Origin of the sequence: Marinobacter sp. DUT-3 (assembly GCF_050379435.1) — a bacterium.
Classification (GTDB): Bacteria; Pseudomonadota; Gammaproteobacteria; order Pseudomonadales; family Oleiphilaceae; genus Marinobacter.
In genome coordinates this window covers 1-23,502 of the sequence record NZ_JBNRMG010000008.1, presented here as the reverse complement: position 1 = coordinate 23,502, position 23,502 = coordinate 1, and the positions used below count along the sequence as shown (strand labels likewise).

Here is a 23,502-nt window from a genome sequence, read left to right as displayed (position 1 = left end):
TGTTTGGCATTCCGCATACAGGTTCCGGCACTTCCCATACCTGTAGTGCAGGTTAAAGTAGAATAATTCTCATTCCCAAATTCAGATGTACGATTGAGGTTTCATCCATGTTCCAACGCTCCAGGCTGCCATTGGCGGTGGCCCTGACTATTGCTGGCCTGACATCACCCGTATCCGCCTCGGAAACCGACCAACAGAATGACACGACGGTACTGGAAGGGCTGGACGTTATTGCGACTCGCGGTGCAACCAAAACCGAAACACCCTATGTTGAAACGCCCCAGGCCATTTCCGTGATCGATCGCGAGGAATGGGAGCGCAAAGGCGCAAAGACGGTCCAGCGGGCGGCAGATTATACCCCGGGCGTGTCCACGAACCAGGTGGGCGCCTCCAATCGCTATGACTACCTGATTCTTCGCGGTTTTTCTGACGGCAGCATCAATAACACCTACCTTGATGGCCTCAAGGTTATGAGTGATGCCGGCGCCTATAGCTCGTTCGCCATTGATCCCTGGTTCCTGGAGCGCATCGAAATCGTCAAGGGACCAACGTCGGTGCTCTATGGTCAGGGCTCACCGGGTGGTCTGGTCGCCATGACCAGCAAGCGGCCCGAATTTCAGCAGGGTGGAGAAGTACGGGCCAGTGTTGGCAATAACGCCCAGCGCAGCATCGCTTTTGATGTCACCGGCCCCATGGATGAAGAAAAGCGGGTGGCCTACCGCCTGACAGGCATTATGTCCGCATCCGATACTCAGTTCGATCATGTGGAAGAGGAGCGTCGCGCCATCGCCCCGTCGCTGACCTGGGACATGACCGACGACACCAGCCTGACCCTGCTGGCCTATCTCCAGAAAGATCCCGAGGGCGGATACCACAGCGGCCTGCCGTATGAGGGCACGGTCGAATCCCGCAACGGCCAGAAAATCGATAATACCTTCTTCGAGGGTGAACCCGATTACGACCGTTTCCGCCGTGACATGTACATGCTCGGTTACGAGCTGGAGCACCAATTCAACAACGCCTGGACCGGTCGGCAGAACGTTCGCTATCTGGAATCCGACGTGGAGCTGCAACAGGTGTATGCCTTTGGCTGGGCCAACGATACCGAGCTGGCCCGCTTTTACTCGGGCGGTGACGAGGACCTGGAAGCGCTCACGGTGGATAACCAGCTGCAGGCCGAGCTGATCAGCGGGCCGGTTGACCACACCGTGCTGATTGGCGTTGACTACCAGCAGCGTGAAAATGACGTGGTCTGGCCGTCAGGCGCGTTCCCGAACATTGATGCATTCAACCCTGAATACGGTGCCGAACCGACTGCCATGTACCCGCCGGTACGTAACCTCCGGGAACAGAAACAGACCGGCGTGTATCTGCAGGATCAACTGGCCATGGGCGGCTGGCGCCTGACCCTGGGCGGTCGCCACGACTGGGTGGAAATAGACAACACCAACCGGGATTCCGGCGTTGTTGCCACACTGGATGACACCCAGTTCAGCGGTCGTGCGGGACTGCTCTACCTGTTCGATAATGGCATTGCTCCCTACGTGTCCTACTCGACGTCGTTCTCACCCAGTGCCTTCACGGATGAAAACGGTGATCTGCTGGATCCCAGCGAAGGCAAGCAGATCGAGACCGGGCTGAAGTACCAGCCTGCGGGCACGCTAGACCAGTACACCCTGTCTCTGTTCCGCATCAAACAGGAAAACCTGGCCACCAAGCTGCCCCAGGACACTTTCTATCGCGGTATAGGTGAAATCCAGTCCCAGGGTGTGGAACTGGAAGCCAAGGCCCAGATCACCAACAACCTGAACGTACAGGCGGGCTATGCCTACACCGATGTCACCTTTGAGAAATCGGAAGCCTATCGCCAGGGCAACACCGCCAGCCAGGTACCTGAGCACCAGCTGACCCTGTGGACTGGCTATCGCTTTAACGACGGTGTGCTTGATGGCGCCAATGCGGGGCTGGGTATTCGTTATGCAGCGGATATCTACGCCGACGACGCCAACACCGAAAAAGTGCCGGACTACACCCTGGTGGACCTGGCGTTGGGGTATGACCTCGGCAAGCTGGGCCTGGAAGGTGTCAGTACCCAGCTCAATGTGCACAACCTGCTGGACAAGGAATACGTGGCCTCCTGTTACAACAGCTTGGAGTTCTGCTACTTCGGCGCCGAGCGTAATGTAACGGCGTCCGTCTCCTACCGGTTCTGATCACACCGAACGGACGTCAGCGAAATCGCTGAGATGTCCAGGGCGTTCATGGATGAGCGCCCCTTCCTTCCTCACCACACGAGAATTATCGACGCAACGGGGTATCACCTGAAAAAACAGGGCTTTTATGTTTTAGGCGTAAATGCGAATATAAAAGATTATCATTTACCAAAAGGACTGGTTGATATGATGCCTCAGAAACATAACCCTCACGCCCTGTTCACGCCCCGGACCGTCGCTCTCGCTGCCCTGGCACTGATGCCAACACTGCCGGTAACTGCGCAGGCGGACCCCGGGCAGCCCGACGCTTTCGATGACCCGGTCATGCTCCAGGCGATTGAGGTCACTGGCAGAGAGGGCAGGACCGACTTTGCGGAAACCACCTTTTCTGCCACCAAGACGGAAACCCATGTCCTGGACATTCCACAGTCGGTCGGCATAACGACCAAGGAAGTCATCGAGGAACAGAACCTGGTGCAGCTCAACGACGTGGCGCCCTATGTGGCCGGGGTTAATGAGTTCTCGGTCTACGACGATATAACCATTCGGGGGTTTCGTAACCAGGACGACCGGCGGGTTAACGGTCTTCGGGTCTACAATAATTTCTGGTCTCAGCCCTACATTGCCAATGTCGAGCGGGTGGAGGTGATCAAGGGGCCGTCGGCCGTGCTCTACGGCCAGGCCAGCCCTGGCGGTGTGATCAACATTGTCACCAAGAAGCCGCTGGCAGAGAGCCGTCATGAACTGCGGGCAGACCTGGGAACGTTCGGATCGGGTGACAACCAAGGCCTTGTTGCCTTCGACACGACAGGCCCCGTTAACGAAAGTGGCTCCTTCCTGTACCGCTTCAATACGTCGACATGGGACAACGATTCATTCAGAACGGCTGTCTTTGACAAGGGTTACAGCGTCTCGCCCTCGCTGTCATGGGTTCCCAGCGAAGACACCCGGGTAAACCTGGAACTGAGTTACACCAACCGCGAGACAGTGCTGGACCGCGGCCAGCCGAATCTCGCCGACTCTGACTCCCTGGGCGCGGTGCCGATTGACGTGTCGGTGACCCAGCCCGGGGACGGGCTCGACTTCCGGGACTATACGGCTGCGGTGTCACTGGACCAGGCGCTGTCGGACAATTGGCGCCTGGCGGCGGCGTTCCAATACCATCATTATGATGAGGATCTCAGCGAGCACCGCACGGGCAACAGTTTGCCGTCCGGCAGCGAATACAACGTCAAGTACGGTGATCGTGACACCGAAGCAGAGACCCTCAGCGGTACTGTCTATGCCACTGGCAGGTTCAACACGGGCAACGTATCCCACAGGCTCGTGGTTGGCGCCGACGCGCTGAGTCAGGAGGATGAGTCCCGGCACCGGAGTGCCAGCGACGTATTCGTTTTCGACGTTCTCAATCCCAGGAATATCCGCCGGCCGGTGGACAGCTACACCCTGACCGAGTCTTCGGGAAGTCCCTGGGGGGCAGACAACTGGCGTACCGGCATTTTCCTGCAGGATCAGATTACCCTGGGCGACTGGGACTTGCTGGCCGGCCTTCGCTATTCCAGTTTCAGCACCGAGCCCGTGGGTGGTGACAGGAATTCAGACAGTGATCTGGCCCCCCGGCTCGGGGTGGTATACCGCCATACTGAAAGTCTGAGCTTCTACGGCACCTACGCTGAGGGCTTCGAGCCTAATTTCGGCTATACCAAACAGGAGGGCGGTCCTTTCGATCCGACCACCAGCCGCTTGTACGAGATTGGCGCCAAGCAGCTGGCATTCGGTGGTGATCTGCTGTTCACCGCAGCGCTGTATCACATCATCAACGACGACATCGTGACCCCGGCTGACATAACCGGCAATATCGAACTGATGCGCCAGCGCGGCCAGGAGCAGGCCAGTGGCCTGGAGCTGGAAGTGGTAGGCAACGTCAGCGAGCGCCTGTCTGTCATTGCCAACTATGCCTATAACGACGCTGAAATCACCGAAGACGAGGTCTCCGAAAATGTCGGCAAGACCAAGGAAGGGGCGCCACGTCACGCAGCCACCCTGTGGGGCAAGTACCGGTTGGGTAGCGGCTTTGCCGTTGGCGCCGGCGCGGAGTACGTTGGTGAACGGAAAACATTCGAGGACGGCTTTACTCTGCCCGACTACACGCTTTTTAACGCTGGCGCCTTCTACCGGGCGGGCGATCTGGACGTTTCCCTGCTGGGCAAAAACCTGACAGACGAAGAGCACTGGACGGGTGGGTACTACCCTGGCCGCGTATACCCCGGCAATCCGCTGAAGGTTACCCTTTCCGCCCGCTACACTTTCTGACGTCATTTCATCGTTTCCGCGGTAATGCCAGGCAGCGGCGGGTGGCGAAGCCAAACGGTTGTGACCGGGGTCAGTGTCACGAAAAGGAGTTATTTGCTATGGTGCGAGGCAGACTGGTGTAAACAGTAGACCAGACATGTCAGCGGGAGAGACCGAATCGCACAACCGATGCGCCCGGCGCCGAAGGAGCAACTGCCCCGGAAACTCTCAGGCAAAAGGACCGCTGACATGATGACTTTCCGAAGAGCTGTCGACGACCGCGTCAGTCGGCACACCGAAGGAGCAAGCCGCCGGTTTCGCTGAAACGGCGTGTGAATCTCTCAGGTTCCGAGACGGAAGGGGTGCTTGCTACCCTCTGGGTAGGAAGGAATCCCTTGACGCCTCGTGGAAAATGCCCTGGAGAGCTCCATGAAGAATGCCATGAAGAGAATTGCGGTTATTGGCGGTGGTATCACCGGTATTACCACGGCTTACACGCTGGCCAAGCGCGGCCTGGATGTGACCGTTTACGAAAAGCACCGTTACGCGGCGATGGAAACCTCCTTTGCCAACGGTGGCCAGCTGTCAGCCTCCAATGCGGAGGTCTGGAATAACTGGCAGACGGTGATCAAGGGCATCAAGTGGATGTCCCGCCGGGATGCGCCGCTGCTGGTTAATCCCAAACCGTCCTGGCACAAGCTGAGCTGGTTTGCCGAGTTCATCGCGGCGATTCCCCAGTACGAAAAGAACACCACCGAAACCGCCCGTCTGGCGATCGCCGCCCGTGAGCATCTGTTTAACTGGGCTCAGGAAGAAGGCATCGATTTCGACCTGAAGAAACAGGGCATCCTACACATCTATCGGGACAAGGCCGGCTTCGATCACGCGGCGAATGTCTCGAAACTGCTGGCCGCCGGTGGTCTGGAGCGTCGGGCGGTGACGCCGGACGAAATGCGTGCGATTGAGCCGACGCTGGCGGGAAGCTACTACGGCGGTTTCTATACCGAAAGCGACTCCACCGGTGATATCCACAAGTTCACCAACGGCCTGGCCGAAGCGATCCTGCGCCTTGGGGTCAGGACCTGCTACGAACACACCGTTACCGAGCTCAGCGCGGACCAGAACCACGCCTGGGTGACGGCCTACGATGGCGAACAGCAACACCGTGACACCTTTGATGGCGTGGTGATTTGTGCCGGCGTTGGCAGCCGGGCGCTGGCGGCAAAGCTGGGCGACCGGGTCAACATCTATCCGGTCAAAGGCTACTCCATCACCGTTGAGCTCGATGACGAGGACTCCCGGAAATCAGCGCCGACCGTCAGCCTGCTGGACGATGCCACCAAGATCGTCACCAGCCGGCTCGGCGACGGCCGCTTTCGTGTTGCGGGTACCGCGGAATTCAGTGGCTACAATCGCGATATCCGCGATGACCGGATTCAGCCGCTTACCCGCTGGGTGGAGCAGTGTTTCCCGGGGGTCTGTACCCGACGTGTGGTGCCGTGGGCGGGGCTGCGTCCCATGCTGCCCAACATGATGCCGCGAGTCGGGGCGGGGCGCCTTCCCACGGTGTTCTACAACACCGGCCATGGCCATCTGGGCTGGACCCTGTCGGCGATTACCGCCGAGATGCTGGCGGATTCCGTTGAGGCGGCGTCTTCAGCCTGATCCTGACCGAGGAGCGGCATGGGGTAAGCGACAATGGTGGCTCATTTTCTTACCATCTGTTCATTTTTCTGGTACCATTCGCGCCCCTAAAACACGCGCACCCGGAAACCTGTTCCATGCCCGCCCCCGACAAACGCTTTCTGATGATCACTCCGCCCTAGCATTCGGCTGACCTGTGCTGCTGGTTAACTACGACCAATGGTGGGGATTTTTACCACCTGTGGCTGACTGACCGGTACACAAATATCAAGGAAGATGCGACTTGCCTGTCGCATTATTGTTATCGCCCGATCACTCAGAAGATTTTGTAATGCCCAACTCGGTCATCTCAGGTTTTACCCACAACTTTCTCGGCAAGGCGCCTGTCTGGTACAAGCAGGTCATTCTGCTGTTCCTGATCATCAACCCCATCGTGTTGTATGTGTTTGGTCCCGGCGTCACAGGCTGGCTGCTGATCGGTGAGTTCATCTTTACCCTGGCCATGGCGCTGAAGTGTTACCCGCTGCTGCCCGGTGGCCTGCTGGCGGTGGAAGCTCTGCTGATCGGCCTTACCACGCCTGATGCAGTGTATATGGAAGTACTCACTAACTTCCCCGTCATCCTGCTGCTGATGTTCATGGTGGCCGGCATCTACTTCATGAAGGAGTTGCTGCTGGTGACCTTCACCCAGATCCTGGTGGGTGTGCGTTCCAAATCGGCGCTGTCGCTGCTGTTCTGTGCCGCCGCCGCGCTGCTGTCGGCCTTCCTGGATGCGCTGACCGTGACGGCGGTGATTATCAGCGTGGCGGTGGGTTTTTTCTCGGTGTACCACAAGGTGGCGTCGGGCAAGGGCTACCAGCACAAGGATCACAACGCCAACAGCGATGACGACGTCATCGAACTGCACAGGGAAGACCTGGAGAATTTCCGGGCGTTCCTGCGTAGCCTGTTGATGCACGGTGCCATCGGTACCGCGCTGGGTGGCGTGGCCACCATGGTGGGTGAGCCCCAGAACCTGCTGATCGCCAAGGTGGTGGGCTGGGATTTTGCCAGCTTTTTCCTGCACATGGCGCCGGTCAGTATCCCGGTGCTGTTTGCTGGCCTGACCACCTGTTGGCTGCTGGAGAAACTGCGCTGGTTCGGTTACGGCGGTCGCCTGCCGAAGCCGGTGCGCCGTGTACTGGAAGAGTTTGCCGATAACGAGCGCAACAAGCGCACCAAGGCCGATCAGGCCGCCCTGTGGATTCAGGCTTTCGCGGCGCTGGTTCTGGTGGTAGGGCTGGCGTTCCATCTGGCGGAAGTGGGGCTGATCGGCCTGCTGGTGATCATCCTGATCACCTCGTTCACCGGCATTACCGATGAACACCAGATCGGCAAGGCATTCCAGGAGTCCCTGCCGTTCACCTCGCTGCTGGTGGTGTTCTTTGCCATCGTCGCGGTGATCCACGAACAGCACCTGTTCAAACCCATTATCGAGTATGTCCTGTCACTGCCGATAGAGCAGCAGCCGGGCATGTTCTTTATCGCCAACGGCCTGCTCTCAATGATCAGTGACAACGTCTTCGTTGCCACCGTGTACATCAGCGAGATCAAGCAGGCACTGGATGCGGGTAGCATCAGCTACGACCACTTCCAGACCCTGGCCATTGCCATCAACACCGGTACCAACCTGCCGAGTGTGGCAACCCCCAATGGACAGGCCGCGTTCCTGTTCCTGCTGACTTCCGCCATTTCACCATTGGTGCGGCTTTCCTACGGTCGCATGGTGGTGATGGCGTTCCCCTACATGATTGTGATGGGCACCGTCGGCCTGTACATGGTCATTAATCACATCTGAACATTGCGGCTTTACACTCCCCGTCGGGCTTTTGGCCGGGCGGGGATGCTGTCGTTCTGCAGTCTTGAATTAACCGGAAACGTTTATGATCAAATCGTTAAAAGACAATTGGCTCTCTAACGTTCGCGGTGACCTGCTGGCAGGCATCGTGGTGGCGCTGGCGCTGATTCCCGAGGCCATCGCCTTCTCCATCATTGCGGAGGTGGACCCCAAGGTCGGGCTATACGCCTCCTTCTGTATTGCGGTCATCATCGCCTTCGTGGGCGGCCGCCCGGGCATGATCTCCGCCGCTACCGGCGCCATGGCGCTGCTGATGGTCACCCTGGTGAAAGAACACGGCCTGGAATACCTGTTGGCCGCCACCCTGCTGACCGGTGTGTTTCAGATCGGCGCTGGTTACCTCAAACTGGGTGGACTGATGCGGTTTGTGTCCCGCTCGGTGGTGACCGGTTTCGTCAACGCTCTGGCGATCCTGATCTTCATGGCCCAGTTGCCGGAGCTGACCAACGTGACCTGGCACGTGTACGCCATGACCGCCGCTGGCCTGGGCATTATCTACCTGTTCCCGTTGATTCCGAAGGTTGGCAGAATCCTGCCGTCTCCGCTGATCTGTATTGTCGGCCTGACCGCCGTAGCGATGGTCCTTGACCTGGATATCCGCACCGTCGGCGATATGGGCGAGCTGCCGGACACCCTGCCGATCTTCCTGTGGCCGGATGTGCCACTGAACCTGGAAACCCTGATGATTATTCTGCCGTATTCCGTGGCGCTGGCCGTGGTCGGTCTGCTGGAATCAATGATGACCGCCACCATCGTGGACGATCTCACCGATACCAGCAGCGATCGCAACCGCGAGTGCAAGGGCCAGGGCATCGCCAACATCGGTTCCGGCCTGCTCGGCGGTATGGCGGGCTGCGCGATGATTGGTCAGTCCATCATCAACATCAAGTCCGGTGGCCGTACCCGCCTGTCCACGCTGACCGCCGGTGTTTTCCTGCTGGTAATGGTGCTGGTGCTTGACGTCTGGCTGGTCCAGATCCCCATGGCCGCGCTGGTGGCCGTGATGATCATGGTGTCTATCGGTACCTTCTCCTGGGATTCGATTCGCAACCTCAAAGAGCACCCGCTGTCCACCAACATCGTCATGGTGGTGACGGTGATTGTCGTGGTCGCCACCCACAACCTGGCGTTCGGTGTGCTGGCTGGTGTCTTGCTTGCGGCGCTGTTCTTCGCCAACAAGATTGGCCACTTCATGATTGTCAGTTCCGATCTGGACGAAGCCAGTGAAACCCGCACCTACCGTGTCGTTGGCCAGGTGTTCTTCAGCTCCTCCGAGAAATTCACCGCCTCATTCGACTTCAAGGAAGCGGTGGATAAGGTGGTGATCGACCTCAGCCGTGCCCACTTCTGGGATATTACCGCTGTAGGCGCCCTCGACAAGGTGGTGATCAAGTTCCGGCGTGAAGGTGCGGATGTTGAGATTATCGGCCTCAACGAAGCCAGCGCCACCATCGTTGATCGTTTCGGCGTGCACGACAAACCGGATGCGGTTGACCAGCTGATGGGGCACTGATATGACTACTGATCATACTCAAGGCCGCGCTGATGCAAATCCGCATAATGACAATAAAGAGTCGAACCAAGGTAGCGAGGTAACGATGACCCGGATCGTAGGTTGTATTGATGGTTCCAGGGCGGCACTGGCCGTGTGTGATTATGCGGCGTGGGCCAGCCAGCGTATGGAAACACCGCTGACGCTGTTTCACGTGTTGGATGAGGAGCGCTACCCGGCAGAGACTGACCTGGCGGGCAGCATTGGCCTGGGTAGCCGGGAACACCTGATGGAGGAACTGGCGGAACTGGACGAGAAGCGCAGCAAGCTGGCACTGGAGCAGGGCCATCACATGCTTAATGCTGCCGAAGAACGGGTGAAATCCCGCGGCGTCCAGGATGTGATCAAGCGCCAGCGCCACGGTGACCTGACGGACTCCCTGCTGGCGATTGAAAACGAGACCCGCCTGCTGGTGATGGGCCTGCACGGCGAAACCAGTACCGAACGTGATGTACACATCGGCAGCCAGCTGGAAACCGTGATCCGCAGCGTACACCGTCCGATTATGCTGGTGCCCGATAATTTCTCCGAGCCGCGCAGCGCGATGCTGGCGTTCGACGGTTCCGCGACCGCGTTCAAGGGTATCGAACTGCTGGCCAACAGCCCGGTGTTCAGGGGCTTTCCCCTGCACCTGGTGATGATCGGCCCGGACACCAACGATCGCTGGGAACAGCTCAAGAAAGCCGAGCGTATGCTGGCGGACCTGGGGTGTGAAGTGCATCTGGCCATTCGTGCCGGCGATGTGGAGAAAACCCTGCACGCCTATCAGGATGAGCACGATATCGACCTGCTGGTCATGGGCGCCTATGGCCATTCCCGCATTCGTCAGTTCCTGGTGGGCAGTACCACCACCAACATGCTCAAGACCGCCGAGAAGCCCCTGGTTATCCTGCGCTAGGGGTGGGTGAGAGCGACGTGCATAATCGCTGCGCTCTGTTAGTCTTTAATGAGACCGCAACAAAACGATGAAGGCTATGGGCAGACGGTGTTTTCGGTTTTACAGGGCGTGGGCACTGGCTACCATGCTGGCCGCTGCAGGGCTGATGGTAGTGGGGCCTGCCCAGGCCGATGGCGACCGCCCGGTGCTGAGAATTGCCTACGCTGAATTCCCGCCCATTGAATACCGTAATGCCGATGGCGAAGCGGATGGCCTGTTCATTGATCTGACCCGCAAAGTGGCGGAGGAAGCCGGTTACACGCCGGATTTTATCTATCTGCCGGTGAGCCGGATCTATCTTTACATGCAAAACGGAAACATCGATGTCTGGCCCGGCATGACCGGTATTCCGTCCCTCAAGGATGCGGTGCTGGAAACCTGGGTCAGTCCGATTCCGGTGCAACTCAGCGCCTGGTACGTGGAGGGCACGCCACCGCTGACCCACCTGGACGACCTTAACGGCAAGACACTGATTGTGATTGGCGGCTACACCTATGGCGGCCTGCTGGGCAGGCTGGAAGCCTTCGATAACATAGAGATAACCGAAGCGCCCAACCACCGCTCAGGTATCGATATGTTAAAGCGTAACCGCGGCGACTATCTGCTCGACTACCGGCAGCCCGTGCGGGAAATTCTCACGCATCCTTCGGATCGGATGCTCAGGGATTCCGAAGTCAGAACCCGCAACGGCGCCTGGATCTTCTCCCTGGCCAACCCGAGGGCTGCCATCCTGCGTGAGGAATTCGACGATGCCTACCTGCGGCTGGTGGAGCGGGGTGAAGTTCCACCGGCGCGAGAGCTGAACAAGGGCTTTTTCATACCCGGTTACCCGGAAGATCTGCTGCAGTAACTCACTGACTTAATTTCAGGTCGCCATACCAGGCGGTAGCCGATTCCCCGGTGTTGTCGGAATCCGACATGATGGCCACGCCCCTCAGACGCGGGGGCTCGTCACCGAACGCTGCCCGGTAATCCGCCACGATATCCCGCTCCACGGTTACCCATTCGCCGGCCTTCTCCTCACCGGAGGTGACCGCAATCATCATGGTTTCCTCGGCGTAAGGGTTGGCTACGGTTTCCCCCTTTGCAAGCTGGTTGGCCCAGATGTAGTTGATGGCATTGCCCGGTAGCTCTTCGCCAAACAGGGCTTCCACGGTCTTGCGTTTGGCACGCTCGAACCAGCCGGCCTTGTCCGGTTCGAACTCGAACGCCACATAGATGCGGGCAGGGTAGTCGTCCCCGGACTTCTTGCGGGCATCCCCTTTTTCAAAGGTGTTGGATACCTTCCACCGCCAACGCAGAACCAGCGAATCCCCGGGGTCGACATCCAGGCGGGCAATCAGGCCTGAGGCACTGTTACGGGTTTGGGCCTCGATCACCTGGGTGCCGTCTTCCTCAATCAGTCGGTAGGTGGTGTGGCGATCGATTTTCGGGAATTCCAGTGGCTCCCAGCCATCGTCCAGCTGATCCATTTGCGAAAACGGCTTGATGGTGGTGCCCGCAACCACGACCCCGCTGGCGACCAGTAGTGCCGTGCCCAGAAACAGCGACTTCAGTGAATCCGGTTTTTTCATAGTAGCGTCCATTGATGAATCCGATGACTGTGTGGTTGACCGCGACCGTCATAAAAAGTGCCTTGTTGCCGTGGCATTTCGTGTATATAGTGTCCCTATCCTTGGTCATATACCAGATATAGTGTTTATTTTCTAAACACTTCGACGGTATCGGGAATCCGGTGAGACTCCGGAACTGACGCGCAGCGGTATTGGGGAACAAGCGTGGCACCATGACACTGGCAACCGCCGGGAAGTCGCCACGCAAGGCCGAACCACACGGTTCACGCCCCTGAGTCCGAAGACCTGCCAGGGAAAACAACTGCACCTTCGCGTTCAAGGTGAGCAGGACCGGATCAGGTACATACCCGTGGCCCCTTAGGTCGGATTAGCACAGCGTAATCCGACATCATTGGCTGCCGCCTCCCCGATTCTCTGCCTACGCGAAGGACAAGCAAACCAACGCGTACTCAGGAGAACCGACATGTCCACCGCCACTGCGGCCCACCCCCCGGCCGATGCTTCCCAACCAGACGATACCGCTTCCCTTCAGGTAATTAAACGCAACGGCACCCTCGTTGGATTCAATCCAGCGAAAATCAGCGTGGCCGTCACCAAGGCATTCCTGGCGGTGGAAGGCGATAAAGCCGCCGGCTCCGCCCACATCCATGATGCCGTCCAGCGGGTCACCGAGCAGGTCATACACGCCATCAGCCGGCGCCTGAAAGCCGGTGGCAAGGTGCATATCGAAGACATCCAGGACCAGGTGGAACTGGCGTTGATGCGGGCCGAAGAGCAAAAGGTTGCCCGCGCCTACGTGCTGTACCGGGAAGAACACGCCCGCGAACGGGCTCTTCATTCACCGATGGAAGCCCACCCGCACCTGACCGTCAAACAGGCCAATGGCGACACCGTGCCGCTGGACCTGGGCCTGATGAAGCTTCAGGTAGAGCAGGCCGCAGCCGGGCTGGAAGGCATTGATGGCGAATCCCTGGTGGAAGACGCCCTGCGCAATCTCTATGACGGCATCGGCGAGGAAGACGTGCTGTCGGCACTGGTGATGACCGCCCGTGGTCGCATCGAACAGGAGCCGGACTACAGCGCGGTCACCGCCCGCCTCCTGCTGGAACAACTACGCATGGAAACCGCCACGGCGTTGGACCTGCCCCGCAGCCTGCCGCTGGCGGAGATTTATCCCCAGGCCCTGAGTGCTTTTATCGAAGCCGGCATTCAGTACGAATTGCTGGACGAGGCCCTGGCCACGTTCGACCTGGAGCGCCTGGGCGCGGCCATCAAGCCGGAACAGGACCTGCAATTCGGTTTCCTCGGCCTGCAGACCCTGTACGATCGCTACTTCCTGCACTGGAACGGTGCCCGCCTGGAGCTGCCCCAGGTGTTCTTCATGCGCGTGGCCATGGGCCTGGCGCTGCGGGAAGACAACCCCAACGAACGGGCCATCGAGTTCTATAACCTGTTGTCGTCCTTCGACTACATGGCGTCCACACCGACGCTGTTCAACAGCGGTACCCGCCATTCCCAGCTGTCCTCCTGCTACCTCACCACCGTAGGTGACGACCTGGAAGGCATCTACGGCGCCATCCGCGACAACGCCATGCTGTCCAAATGGGCCGGCGGTCTGGGCAACGACTGGACGCCGGTGCGCGCGCTGGGCTCCCACATCAAGGGCACCAACGGCCAGAGCCAGGGCGTGGTGCCGTTTCTGAAAGTGGTGAATGACACCGCCGTGGCGGTGAACCAGGGCGGCAAGCGCAAGGGCGCGGTGTGCGCCTACCTGGAAAGCTGGCACCTGGACATCGAGGAATTCCTGGAGCTGCGCAAGAACACCGGCGATGAACGCCGCCGCACCCACGACATGAACACCGCCAACTGGGTGCCGGACCTGCTGATCGAACGCATGCGCGAAGACCGCGACTGGACCCTGTTCTCCCCCAGCGACGTGCCGGACCTGCACGACCTGTATGGCAACGCCTTCCGTGAACGCTACGAGCATTACGAGGCGCTGGCGGAGCAGGGCAAGATCAAACTGTCCAAGAAAATCCCTGCCAAACAGCTCTGGCGCAAGATGCTCACCGTGCTGTTCGAGACCGGCCACCCGTGGATCACTTTCAAGGACCCGTGCAACCTGCGTTCTCCGCAACAGCACCAGGGCGTGGTGCACAGCTCCAATCTGTGCACTGAAATCACCCTCAACACCAGCGCCGACGAAATCGCCGTGTGCAACCTGGGCTCGGTGAACCTGGCGGCCCATATCCGCGATGGTGAGCTGGACGTACAACGTTTGGAGCGTACCGTAGCCACCGCCGTGCGCATGCTCGATAACGTCATCGACATCAACTACTACGCTGTACCCCAGGCCAGAAACTCCAATCTGAAGCATCGCCCGGTCGGCCTGGGCCTGATGGGCTTTCAGGACGCGCTGTATCAACTCGGTCTGCCGTACACCAGCCCGGAGGCGGTGGAATTTGCCGATGTCGCCATGGAACAGCTCAGCTACTTCGCCATCCGCGCCTCGGCCACCCTGGCCGGCGAACGGGGTGCCTATGAAACCTACGAAGGCTCCCTGTGGCATCAGGGCACCCTGCCCATCGACTCCATCAAGCTGCTGAAGGAAGCCCGGCGCGAAGGCGACCTGTCTGTGAACACCAACGTCCGGCTGGACTGGACCCCGGTGCGGGAGCTGATCGCGAAGAACGGCATGCGCAACAGCAACGTCATGGCGATTGCCCCCACAGCGACCATTTCCAACATCGTGGGTGTGTCCCAGTCCATCGAACCGGCGTATCAGAACCTGTTCGTGAAATCGAACCTCTCCGGCGAGTTTACCGTGGTCAACCCGTCATTGGTGCGGGACCTCAAGGCCGAAGGCCTGTGGGACAACGTGATGGTCAACGACCTGAAATACTTCGACGGCAGCGTGCAACAGATTGACCGCATTCCGAATGAACTCAAGGCCCGCTACGCCACCGCGTTCGAGATCGACCCCCGATGGCTGGTGGAAGCCGCCTCGCGCCGCCAGAAATGGCTCGACCAGGCCCAGAGCCTGAATCTCTACATGGCCGAACCCAGCGGCAAGAAACTGGACGCCCTGTACCAACTGGCCTGGGAACGCGGTCTGAAAACCACCTACTACCTGCGCTCGCTGGGCGCTACCGGCGCCGAGAAATCCGCCCCGGTCGCCGCGCCGCAACCCCAGGTATGCAGCATCGACGAGCCCGACTGCGAAGCCTGCCAATAAACCGTAGGTCGGATTAGCAAAGCGTAATCCGACTTCCCAATGAATTTGTACGAGGCATAACCATGCTCAACTGGGACGACGAACCAAATAACCAAACCAAACCGGCAACCCCCGAAGGCCCGGCCCCCGTCAACGTCGACGACAAACGCGTCATCAACGGCGAAACCGACATCAACCAGCTGGCGCCGTTCAAGTACCCCTGGGCCTGGGAGTACTTCATGAACGCCAACAAAAACCACTGGACCCCGCTGGACGTCAACATGGCCCAGGACGTCCACGACTACCACCACCGCCTGACTGCACCGGAGAAGCACGTGTACGAAAACGTGCTGGCTTACCTCACCACCTCCGACATCCTCGCCATGCGCAACATCGGCCTGGCGGTGATGGAGAAAATGAGCGCCCCGGAACTGCAGATCTACCAGGCCCGCCAGGTGTACGAAGAGGCCATGCACACCTGGGCCTACCAGCACTGCATCGAAACACTCAACCTGGACCAGAGTGAAATCTACAACCGCTACCGCGTGGTCCCCGCCATCAACGGCAAGATCCAGATGGCCAACCGTCGCCTGGACGCTGCCATGCGCTCCGACATGAACCTGCGCAACAAGGACGACCTGCAGGAGTTCATCATGTCTTACCTGTTCTTCGCAGCGGTGTTCGAAGGCGCCTGGTTCTACAACGGCTTCAGCCCCATCTTCGCCCTGCAGCGCCGCGGCCTGATGCGCGGCACCGGCGAACAGCTGCAATACATCCTTCGGGACGAAGCCATGCATTTCTCCTTCGGCCTGAAAGTGGTCAACCAGATCCTGGAAGAAGAAAACATCACCCTGGACCCGAAAGCCGTCAGAGACATGTGGGACGAATCCGAAGCCGCAGAAACCGCCTACGCCGACTACATTCTGCGGGACCCGATTCTGGGCTACTCCGCCGAGTACCACAGCGAACAGTTCCGCTTCGTGGCTAACCGCAGGGCCAGAACCGTGGGCCTGGAAGAACCGTTCCCGGGGGCGAAGAACGTCTCGCCCTGGCTCGATGAGCAGGCCACCATGCGCAAGGAGAAGAACTTCTTTGAAACGCGGGTGATTGAGTACCAGACCGGGGCGCAGTTGGAGTGGTAGATCGCGCGGGAAATTGAATGGAAAAACGGTCATTGCGACCATGAACTGGGCACAACTTTGTTTATGAGTAAATTAACTCATGAATTCATGTGCTTACAGATGGTTCCGAAATTTGGGATAGTAGGCGTAATGATCGTTTTTGCATTGTGGTTTTAAGGGCTTAATGCACGGAACTGATTGACGGGACTGGATTTTCTGCCTAGTTTTGAGGGATTGTTGAATTGAGATATGAGTCAGTGGAAAAGTGATCATTCAGACTCATATACAAATGTTATGCATAAATTATGAATACGAATTGCACGCATCGATCGCTGAAATGCCTAAATCAATACGACTTGATTCGCAAATACCAGTGCGAGTTTTGTAAAGAGATAATGATGTGCACCTGTGATAGGGAGCACGGCGAGCGGTTCTTGCCTCACCAGCTTAAATTTGGCTCTTGGTATGGTTCTAGAGAGAGGGTGCCCGTCACACTTGGATTCCAAGAGAACACTTGTCCGGAGTGCAGAGGAGAAAAGCCCGAAGCTGCTCCAAAAGCTCCAATGCATGGTGCAACATCAAAGATAGCCAGGTACTACTGGCGTGAGATTTTTTTTGAGACCACTAAAAGATTCTACGATTCACATCCAGAGATTGACCCGAACGACTCTAGCTTATATGAGTTTAGTTTTCCGGATGAACGGAAGATTATTGAGAAGCAGGTTATTGAAGAGATAAAACGGCTTCATGAAACTTCACCTAAGTATCAATACAACGAGCTATCTCAGTCTGAAGTTATATCTCAAACGAACACCGAAGTTGTTCTCGTCAATGCCGAGCACGTTAAAACTGAAGGGAGAAAAGTCGGTATTCGAGACGATAAAGAAATTGTCTCTGTAGAGGAATTTGCCTCTCGTTATTTTAAGCGTCTCGGATACAGAGTGATGCATGTCGAGAGCGTGCCATTTCACGTTTTGTTCGGTGTATTCATGTTTCTCGTAATCCAAGATTTTGGGGATGATAAAGGTCGCCTCGTCCAGTTTGGAAGTAGAAAGGATTTTGACAACGGTAGGTCAGACGAAGGTCCTATATCTACCATCCTTCCAGAGGATTTTGGAAGCAAGTCGTACTACGAAAGACAAAAAGAATTGATAAATTGGCACATAGGTGAATTAGACGATCTTGAATGGCTTTTCGATTATTGGCTTGGTCATAGTTCTGACTTTAGACAATATCTTTGGGCGCACCGTGACAGCGACGTTTTGAAAGCGAAAGAAGTAATGTGTGTGCTTGGGTTGAAACGCTTAAAGAAGGTGCTTCATTACTTGTCTATGGATTATTGGGGCAATTTTTGCGGATGGCCAGATTTGTTGGTTCACAATGACGATGAGATTCGATTCGTCGAAGTTAAGTCAAAGAACGACAAACTGAGTGAAGATCAAAAAAATTGGCTATTGGGTAATCACGCCCACATGGGTTTTCATGCAACAATTTTTAAAGTCGGCAATGCATAACAATACGCTGTTGCCGGACAATTTTTCCACCGCTTCGCGGTTCCAAAATTGCCGCAAAGCTATGCGTTATGTGTCCTACAGTGGCCTGCTGGCAAGTCCTGAACTCGGAATGAGTGGGAAGCGCTAACCATATTGAACTTGGAGGTAGAGTATAGTGAACAGTCCATTACATAAGGTAAAAGGTCATTGCCGTTGCGGGCAGGTGGAATTTGAAGTTAGCGCAAAGCCAATGATCACAATGGCTTGTCACTGCACAGGGTGTCAGCAAATGACGTCTAGCGCATTTAGCTTGAGCTCGCTATTCCCGAGCGCTGCATTCTCAATTACATCAGGGGAACCTGTTATCGGTGGACTGCATGGGAGCACGCGCCACTTTTTCTGCGGGCATTGTATGAGCTGGCTATTCACACGGCCCGAAGGTATGGATGATTTTGTAAATGTACGCTCAACGATGCTAGAGGGCTCTCGAACCTATAAACCATTCATTGAAACTTACACAGATGAAAAGCTGGAGTGGGCTTTTACCGGCGCAATGCGTAGTTTCTGTAAGTTTCCACCGGAGGAAAAGTTTCCGGAGCTTCTCCAAGAATATGCGCTAAAACAAGAATAAACTCAGCACCGGAGAATATGTTGCAGCACATAACAATAGCAGGCACGGCGACGGCTTTTCCGTTACGGCTTCGCCTTCACTACAAAGCCGCGCGTGCTGAGCGGCGTTACAAGGCCAACTGAAAGGGAGTTCAAGTGGTTACCTGCTACCTAAAGTACGTTATAGATCCCTACAAAGCCGCCGAGTTCGAGCGCTATTCCAAGATGTGGATACCTTTGGTTCAGAGGTTCGGCGGTCAGCACCATGGGTATTTCTTGCCTTCCGAGGGTGCCAACAATATCGCCATCGCACTATTCACGTTCGAATCTCTGGCAGCCTATGAAAAGTACCGTGAGGCCTCGTTCAAAGACTCGGATTGCCAAGCCGCCTTCAAATACGCTGAAGAAACTCGTTGTGTACTAAGCTGTGAACGCAGTTTTATGAGGCCGGTTTTTGAGTAAGCTTGTAACAAGTGCATTAAGTCTGTTCCGGCCCGACGGGCCTCCACCGGACGCCCTATTCGGGCGCCGCTTATGCAAGCGTTAGGACGGCTGTGAATATCAGATGAAGTGCAAAGCCTGCAGTGACGAATACCCAAAGCCAGATATGGTCGATGGCACAGCGTACTTCGTGTGTATGAATTGTGGCGACCTTCAAGAAGTGGCGAACTATCACGCCCGTACCCAAGATCAGATTATTGAGATGGTCAAAGATGCATTCTGCGGGGTGGAACTTGGAAACGGCATTGGACTTTTGCAAGCGCAGGCTATCGATAACCGAGAACCTGACGAGGTGCAGACAAAGTGGCGAAAGAAAGACGAGAAGTTTCACTGGGAATCGATATCTCATGAACTGCTCGAAGGCTGCCACAGCAGTCTTTCATTTTTCGATGCTGAGGGGATGAAATTTCATTTGCCTGCATTCATTGTCGCCAGCATCACGGGCGAAGTTGGTGACCCACTATTTCACCTCACTTTTGATTTAGGGCGTCATTTTCACAGCAAGTTCGCTACGCTGAGTGAAGGCCAGAAAAGAGCTGTTTCAGAATATCTCACTTGGTGCCTTACACGAGATGAGTACAGTTATGATTACGGAGCCATCCAAAAGGCACTGGAGCTACATTGGAAGAGGCCTTCCTAACAAGTGACTGTGGTGTCAATCGCATATATTAAGCCACTTTTTCACGCCACGGTTCCTGATTTTTGACCATGGTATTGAGCACCACAATCATCTTTCGCATGCAGGCAACGACGGCCACTTTTGGAATCTTCCCCTGGGCCTTCAAGCGTTCGTAAAAGCGTTTGAAAACGGGATTGCACTGAATGGATGAGAGCATGGCCATGAACATCACGGTTCGGACTCTGGGGCGCCCACCTCGTATCCTCCGTTTGCCATTGAGCTTGCCGCTGTCTCGATTGATGGGTGCGACACCGACCAGTGCGGCGATCTCCTTTCGGTTCAGAGAGCCGAGTTCCGGCAGCTCACTCAGGAAGGTGTAGGCGAGCACTTTTCCGACACCGGGCACACTGGTCATGATGTCCATTTTGGTACGCCAGTGATCCACTTTGGCCACTTCCTGCTCGATTTGTCGGGTGATCGTTTCAATCTGGCTCTGCAGCATCCTGAGTAAGCTTTTAATGGATCGGTGAAGGGGTTTTGGCATGATCTGGAGACGGCTTTTCTCCATGGTGGACATCTCCATAAGCTGAGCCCGCCTGGCCAATAAGTCTCTGATCTTTTGTGATGTTTTGTCCGGGATAGGTCTGAATTCCGGCTTGAGTGTGGCAGCATATTTGGCAATCACCTGGGCATCAATACGGTCAGTTTTGGCGAGCACGCCGATGGCCTGAGCGTAACGTCTGACACTGGTGGGATTGACGACTATGATCGGTAAGCCTGCCTGATTGCAGGCCTGAACCAGGGCATGCTCATGGCGCCCTGTGGCCTCCACCACGATTCGTTCAATATCGTAGTCCTTGAGGATCTTCACGAACCGACGAATGTGGGCTTCGCTATTGGGAATTGAATAAAACTGTCCGGAAGGATGGAGAGCGATATCAAGGTTGGCTTTACCAACGTCGACACCGATATTCAGTGAAGTTTGGATTTCTGTGGTGTTCATAATAAGCTGACTCTGCCTTGCTATACGGGCTCGAGGCCCCGATGACTGTACGAGTTATCGCTTGAGAGTCATGCAGCGCTACGCACTTGTTACCGGTCTCTCGAATGAGGAGCCTGCCAACATCGAGCTGCTGCATGAAGGCCCCCAGCGGCCACTGGGGGTGGGCCTCAATTTACCCAAACACGGCAGAAATTATCCATACAAGGCCAGTCACGGCGACGGTTACTGCATTGCGGCTGCGCCTCCATTCCGTAACCGCGCGTGCTGAGCGGCGTTAACTGTCGAGGAGAAATTTTGGATATAGCGCTAAAGGTATTTCAAATTATATTTTATTTAACAGCCTCAATAGTTGCAGTGCTGACTTACATAAAAGCCAAGAATGGGCTATTGAATTCTGTAAACACCGAATATCAAAAAAAGGTTATGGAACGGTTGGCCCAACTTTCTAATGAGATATACGAAGAGTTTGATCCAACTTCGGAAAAATATTGGGCTAGAGAGGATCAAGCTAAAGAGGTATTGGATGACCTTCATGATAAGATAATTCCATACAAACATGAAATTATTACCAGCAAAGAAATGCCACCTGGTGTCAGACTTCCTTCAAAATTCGAAGAGCTGAGAGTTTTTCTGGATAGAATAAAATCTGACCCATTCGTTCCAAAACCTATTAGGAGTAAGGTGGTCGATCTACTTCAGAAAAGGTCCGATGAAATGTTCAAAGCATTTATCGAAGAGCTAGAAGAGTACAAGAGTGGCCTTAAAGAAGGTAAGTACTGGGATACACTTGAGACTAATCATCACTGGTTCCACAATAAAATTAACGACCGAATGTATGAGCAAGGACTCGGTGTCTCTCAAATTGAAGAGGCAGCTCATGAGATTAGGGATGAGATTCAACGGTATTTCGAAAGCTTTAACCCACTCAAAAACAGTTAACAAACGCAGGCAAGGGACGCTCCTGAAGTCGCGCCCCTGCTGCTGGCGTTAAACATTATGAAGTACGAACAATGAATCAGGCACTTGCAGATAGAATCGCTGAGGAATTCAAAGGAATCACTGGGATAGAGGTGTTCCAAGAATTCATGGACAGCGGTCCTACCCATAACCCCACTTCTCTGCAAACCGGCATGTGTGGTGTCTATGCTTTCGTGGCTGGCGAGCATTGTTTCAAGGTGGGAAAGGCTGGGCCGAAAAGCAAAGCACGCTGGAATTCACATCACTACAACTTGGATGAAACGACGCCCAGCACACTGCCCAAGTCGATCTTTAAGTACAAGGGGCGGTTTAAGCGGTGCTTCCCCGAGGGCAAACACCGCGAGATAGATGAGTTAAACAAAGAAAATATCCAACAATGGATAAAAGAGAACATGTCTAGGATGGAATTTTTGATAGAAGACCAGGGCGACGGATTCGCCTTGAACTTGTTAGAAGCGCTCGTCCAGTTCCATCTAAAGCCCCTTTTCGAAGGCCGTCATGTTTAACCAGTGGGTGAAGCCGACCGGTACTACGCTGCGCTCCGTCCCGGCGGCTTACCCAGGGCGTTAGCTGTAAAGGATGAGCAGAGTTATCAAAGCTGTTTTCGGGGTCTTGCTAGTACTGGTGGTAATTGCAGTTGGCGGCATGGCAGCTGTTTGGCTTTCGCTTGATGATATGTGCGGGAATCAAGTTGAGTCAGAAATATGGGCACCGGATCGCGCGCACAAAGTTGTCGTCTTTCAGCGGGACTGCGGCGCAACCACTGGTTTCTCAACTCAGCTATCGATCTTGGCTTCTGGGGAGGAGCTTCACTCGGATGATGCCGGGAACTTCTACATCGAAACAGGCCATCCTAAAAACTCCGGTATTGAGGTTGAGTGGCTTGGGCCTAAGTCTGTCCTTATCAAAGGTGCAACAAGGCCTCTGCGAGCTACAGAGATTGGGGATATCAAAATTGTCAGAGAGTGAACGGCATCAGCAGCTAACCATACGGTCAACCGGACACCAAACCCCTGGCGGGCTTTGGTTCCCTTCGCTGCGCTACGGTGCCGGTTACCATCAGCGTTATACATGGTGAAGAAATTGAAGCATCCAGTTCCAGAGTGGGTAACTCGAGGAAAAACAATACGGCAATTAATCAGTGAGTTGGAGAGCTTTGAGAATCAGGACCTAGAGGTCAGGTTGTCACTTGATGATGGAGATACCCATCACTGTATAAGCCTTGTAGAGAAAGGTTTTGATGATGGCAGTGAGTACTGCGTGCTTTCGAACTCAGAGTCTCAGCATAAAGACCAGCTGTAAGGCGTCATGGGGCAATCTGGTGAAAATGTATAACAATGCCATTAAGTCTGTTCCGGGCCGATGGCCCTCCACCGGACGCCCTTGTCAGGGCGCCGCTTATGGCGGGCGTTATGTGTAATTAGGAATCATGGAGTTGAGTATCAAGAGATTTCTTTCCCGTCTTTTCCGCTGGGAGAAAGGCCGGCAAAACACAGGATACGATAAGATGCTCGTCGGGGCCGGTTTTTGGCCAAATCCTTTTGACGTGTACCTGCTCCGATTCCGAGAGGGTCAGGGTATACCGCCCCATGTCGATCAAGTTAATAGCGGAGAGCATTACCGGTTTAACCTGGTGCTCAAGCAGCCAAAGTCTGGTGGCCACTTTCGGTGCAGCAACCCGATTTTTGAGAGCTCAAGGATCAAACTTTTCCGGTCTGATATTTCTGAGCACTCAGTGACGCCAGTCAAGCAGGGGAGTCGTTATGTGCTCAGCATTGGATGGGTTAAAAACACATAACAATGTGGTCAACGGGACGCCAACTACGCTGCGCTCCGTTGGCGCCCATTACCACTG

19 protein-coding genes and 2 riboswitches are annotated in these 23,502 nt (G+C 55.7%); of the genes, 17 read left to right on the top strand and 2 right to left on the bottom strand.

Translation table 11 applies throughout. The annotated features are described in order from the left end of the window. Positions 1-107: 107 nt before the first annotated feature. The 7 genes from ACQUWM_RS12450 to ACQUWM_RS12420 all read left to right on the top strand — a co-directional run bounded on the left by ACQUWM_RS12450 (position 108) and on the right by ACQUWM_RS12420 (position 11,385). On the top strand, positions 108-2,213 hold the full coding sequence (locus ACQUWM_RS12450) for a TonB-dependent siderophore receptor (protein WP_407001596.1): 2,106 nt from the start codon (positions 108-110) through the stop codon (positions 2,211-2,213). A 186-nt stretch (positions 2,214-2,399) separates the two neighbouring features. Continuing rightward, positions 2,400-4,526, top strand: a complete 2,127-nt coding sequence (locus ACQUWM_RS12445) for a TonB-dependent siderophore receptor (RefSeq protein ID WP_428922375.1) — start codon at positions 2,400-2,402, stop codon at positions 4,524-4,526. A 133-nt stretch (positions 4,527-4,659) separates the two neighbouring features. Then, a riboswitch (glycine riboswitch) is annotated at positions 4,660-4,759 on the top strand. 187 nt (positions 4,760-4,946) lie between these two features. Further along, on the top strand, positions 4,947-6,170 hold the full coding sequence (locus ACQUWM_RS12440) for a D-amino acid dehydrogenase (RefSeq protein WP_407001716.1): 1,224 nt from the start codon (positions 4,947-4,949) through the stop codon (positions 6,168-6,170). A 310-nt stretch (positions 6,171-6,480) separates the two neighbouring features. Further along, positions 6,481-7,986 (top strand): sodium/proton antiporter NhaB, encoded by a 1,506-nt coding sequence (nhaB, locus tag ACQUWM_RS12435; protein WP_428922374.1) that lies wholly within the window; start codon positions 6,481-6,483, stop codon positions 7,984-7,986. Between the two features lie 85 nt (positions 7,987-8,071). Then, complete coding sequence (locus ACQUWM_RS12430; protein WP_428922373.1) at positions 8,072-9,559, top strand: SulP family inorganic anion transporter; 1,488 nt, start codon at positions 8,072-8,074, stop codon at positions 9,557-9,559. Between the two features lie 85 nt (positions 9,560-9,644). Next, complete coding sequence (locus ACQUWM_RS12425; protein WP_428922372.1) at positions 9,645-10,496, top strand: universal stress protein; 852 nt, start codon at positions 9,645-9,647, stop codon at positions 10,494-10,496. Between the two features lie 124 nt (positions 10,497-10,620). Continuing rightward, complete coding sequence (locus ACQUWM_RS12420; RefSeq protein ID WP_428922371.1) at positions 10,621-11,385, top strand: substrate-binding periplasmic protein; 765 nt, start codon at positions 10,621-10,623, stop codon at positions 11,383-11,385. 1 nt (position 11,386) lies between these two features. Here ACQUWM_RS12420 and ACQUWM_RS12415 read toward each other — a convergent pair whose 3' ends face one another. Beyond that, positions 11,387-12,109 carry a DUF3047 domain-containing protein gene (locus ACQUWM_RS12415; protein ID WP_428922370.1) on the bottom strand — a complete coding sequence of 241 codons (723 nt, stop codon included), beginning with the start codon at positions 12,107-12,109 and terminating at the stop codon, positions 11,387-11,389. Between the two features lie 90 nt (positions 12,110-12,199). Beyond that, a riboswitch (cobalamin riboswitch) is annotated at positions 12,200-12,416 on the top strand. 156 nt (positions 12,417-12,572) lie between these two features. Between ACQUWM_RS12415 and ACQUWM_RS12410 the strand changes: the two genes are divergently transcribed. The 6 genes from ACQUWM_RS12410 to ACQUWM_RS12385 all read left to right on the top strand — a co-directional run bounded on the left by ACQUWM_RS12410 (position 12,573) and on the right by ACQUWM_RS12385 (position 19,687). Further along, positions 12,573-15,344 (top strand): ribonucleoside-diphosphate reductase subunit alpha, encoded by a 2,772-nt coding sequence (locus ACQUWM_RS12410; protein WP_428922369.1) that lies wholly within the window; start codon positions 12,573-12,575, stop codon positions 15,342-15,344. 62 nt (positions 15,345-15,406) lie between these two features. After that, positions 15,407-16,465 carry a ribonucleotide-diphosphate reductase subunit beta gene (locus ACQUWM_RS12405; protein ID WP_428922368.1) on the top strand — a complete coding sequence of 353 codons (1,059 nt, stop codon included), beginning with the start codon at positions 15,407-15,409 and terminating at the stop codon, positions 16,463-16,465. A gap of 413 nt (positions 16,466-16,878) precedes the next feature. Further along, positions 16,879-17,958, top strand: a complete 1,080-nt coding sequence (locus tag ACQUWM_RS12400; RefSeq protein ID WP_428922367.1) for a VRR-NUC domain-containing protein — start codon at positions 16,879-16,881, stop codon at positions 17,956-17,958. 229 nt (positions 17,959-18,187) lie between these two features. After that, the gene (locus ACQUWM_RS12395; RefSeq protein WP_428922482.1) at positions 18,188-18,568 is read left to right on the top strand and encodes a GFA family protein; all 381 of its coding nucleotides are present in this window, start codon (positions 18,188-18,190) and stop codon (positions 18,566-18,568) included. 134 nt (positions 18,569-18,702) lie between these two features. Then, complete coding sequence (locus tag ACQUWM_RS12390; protein ID WP_091984497.1) at positions 18,703-19,008, top strand: NIPSNAP family protein; 306 nt, start codon at positions 18,703-18,705, stop codon at positions 19,006-19,008. A 103-nt stretch (positions 19,009-19,111) separates the two neighbouring features. Further along, positions 19,112-19,687 (top strand): DUF6714 family protein, encoded by a 576-nt coding sequence (locus ACQUWM_RS12385; protein ID WP_428922366.1) that lies wholly within the window; start codon positions 19,112-19,114, stop codon positions 19,685-19,687. A gap of 28 nt (positions 19,688-19,715) precedes the next feature. Here ACQUWM_RS12385 and ACQUWM_RS12380 read toward each other — a convergent pair whose 3' ends face one another. After that, complete coding sequence (locus tag ACQUWM_RS12380; RefSeq protein WP_428922365.1) at positions 19,716-20,669, bottom strand: IS110 family transposase; 954 nt, start codon at positions 20,667-20,669, stop codon at positions 19,716-19,718. Positions 20,670-20,963: 294 nt separating this feature from the next. Here ACQUWM_RS12380 and ACQUWM_RS12375 point away from each other — a divergent pair, with 294 nt between their 5' ends. From ACQUWM_RS12375 to ACQUWM_RS12360, 4 genes are all read left to right on the top strand, one after another. After that, positions 20,964-21,608, top strand: coding sequence for a hypothetical protein (locus tag ACQUWM_RS12375; RefSeq protein WP_428922364.1), 645 nt, complete (start codon positions 20,964-20,966; stop codon positions 21,606-21,608). A gap of 71 nt (positions 21,609-21,679) precedes the next feature. Next, positions 21,680-22,153: a hypothetical protein gene (locus tag ACQUWM_RS12370; protein ID WP_428922363.1), complete on the top strand. Its 474-nt coding sequence runs from the start codon at positions 21,680-21,682 to the stop codon at positions 22,151-22,153. Positions 22,154-22,226: 73 nt separating this feature from the next. Beyond that, entirely contained in the window at positions 22,227-22,616 is a 390-nt protein-coding gene (locus ACQUWM_RS12365) for a hypothetical protein (protein ID WP_428922362.1), read from the top strand. A gap of 460 nt (positions 22,617-23,076) precedes the next feature. Beyond that, complete coding sequence (locus tag ACQUWM_RS12360; protein ID WP_131484147.1) at positions 23,077-23,445, top strand: 2OG-Fe(II) oxygenase; 369 nt, start codon at positions 23,077-23,079, stop codon at positions 23,443-23,445. The last annotated feature ends 57 nt before the right edge of the window (positions 23,446-23,502 follow it).

Bases quoted from the DNA above. Each gene is read 5' to 3' on its own strand.
- ACQUWM_RS12450 (WP_407001596.1), top strand. From the start codon at position 108: ATGTTCCAACGCTCCAGGCTGCCATTGGCGGTGGCCCTGACTATTGCT.
- ACQUWM_RS12445 (WP_428922375.1), top strand. From the start codon at position 2,400: ATGATGCCTCAGAAACATAACCCTCACGCCCTGTTCACGCCCCGGACC.
- ACQUWM_RS12440 (WP_407001716.1), top strand. From the start codon at position 4,947: ATGAAGAGAATTGCGGTTATTGGCGGTGGTATCACCGGTATTACCACG.
- nhaB (WP_428922374.1), top strand. From the start codon at position 6,481: ATGCCCAACTCGGTCATCTCAGGTTTTACCCACAACTTTCTCGGCAAG.
- ACQUWM_RS12430 (WP_428922373.1), top strand. From the start codon at position 8,072: ATGATCAAATCGTTAAAAGACAATTGGCTCTCTAACGTTCGCGGTGAC.
- ACQUWM_RS12425 (WP_428922372.1), top strand. From the start codon at position 9,645: ATGACCCGGATCGTAGGTTGTATTGATGGTTCCAGGGCGGCACTGGCC.
- ACQUWM_RS12420 (WP_428922371.1), top strand. From the start codon at position 10,621: ATGCTGGCCGCTGCAGGGCTGATGGTAGTGGGGCCTGCCCAGGCCGAT.
- ACQUWM_RS12415 (WP_428922370.1), bottom strand. From the start codon at position 12,109: ATGAAAAAACCGGATTCACTGAAGTCGCTGTTTCTGGGCACGGCACTA.
- ACQUWM_RS12410 (WP_428922369.1), top strand. From the start codon at position 12,573: ATGTCCACCGCCACTGCGGCCCACCCCCCGGCCGATGCTTCCCAACCA.
- ACQUWM_RS12405 (WP_428922368.1), top strand. From the start codon at position 15,407: ATGCTCAACTGGGACGACGAACCAAATAACCAAACCAAACCGGCAACC.
- ACQUWM_RS12395 (WP_428922482.1), top strand. From the start codon at position 18,188: ATGATCACAATGGCTTGTCACTGCACAGGGTGTCAGCAAATGACGTCT.
- ACQUWM_RS12385 (WP_428922366.1), top strand. From the start codon at position 19,112: ATGAAGTGCAAAGCCTGCAGTGACGAATACCCAAAGCCAGATATGGTC.
- ACQUWM_RS12380 (WP_428922365.1), bottom strand. From the start codon at position 20,669: ATGAACACCACAGAAATCCAAACTTCACTGAATATCGGTGTCGACGTT.
- ACQUWM_RS12370 (WP_428922363.1), top strand. From the start codon at position 21,680: ATGAATCAGGCACTTGCAGATAGAATCGCTGAGGAATTCAAAGGAATC.
- ACQUWM_RS12365 (WP_428922362.1), top strand. From the start codon at position 22,227: ATGAGCAGAGTTATCAAAGCTGTTTTCGGGGTCTTGCTAGTACTGGTG.
- ACQUWM_RS12360 (WP_131484147.1), top strand. From the start codon at position 23,077: ATGGAGTTGAGTATCAAGAGATTTCTTTCCCGTCTTTTCCGCTGGGAG.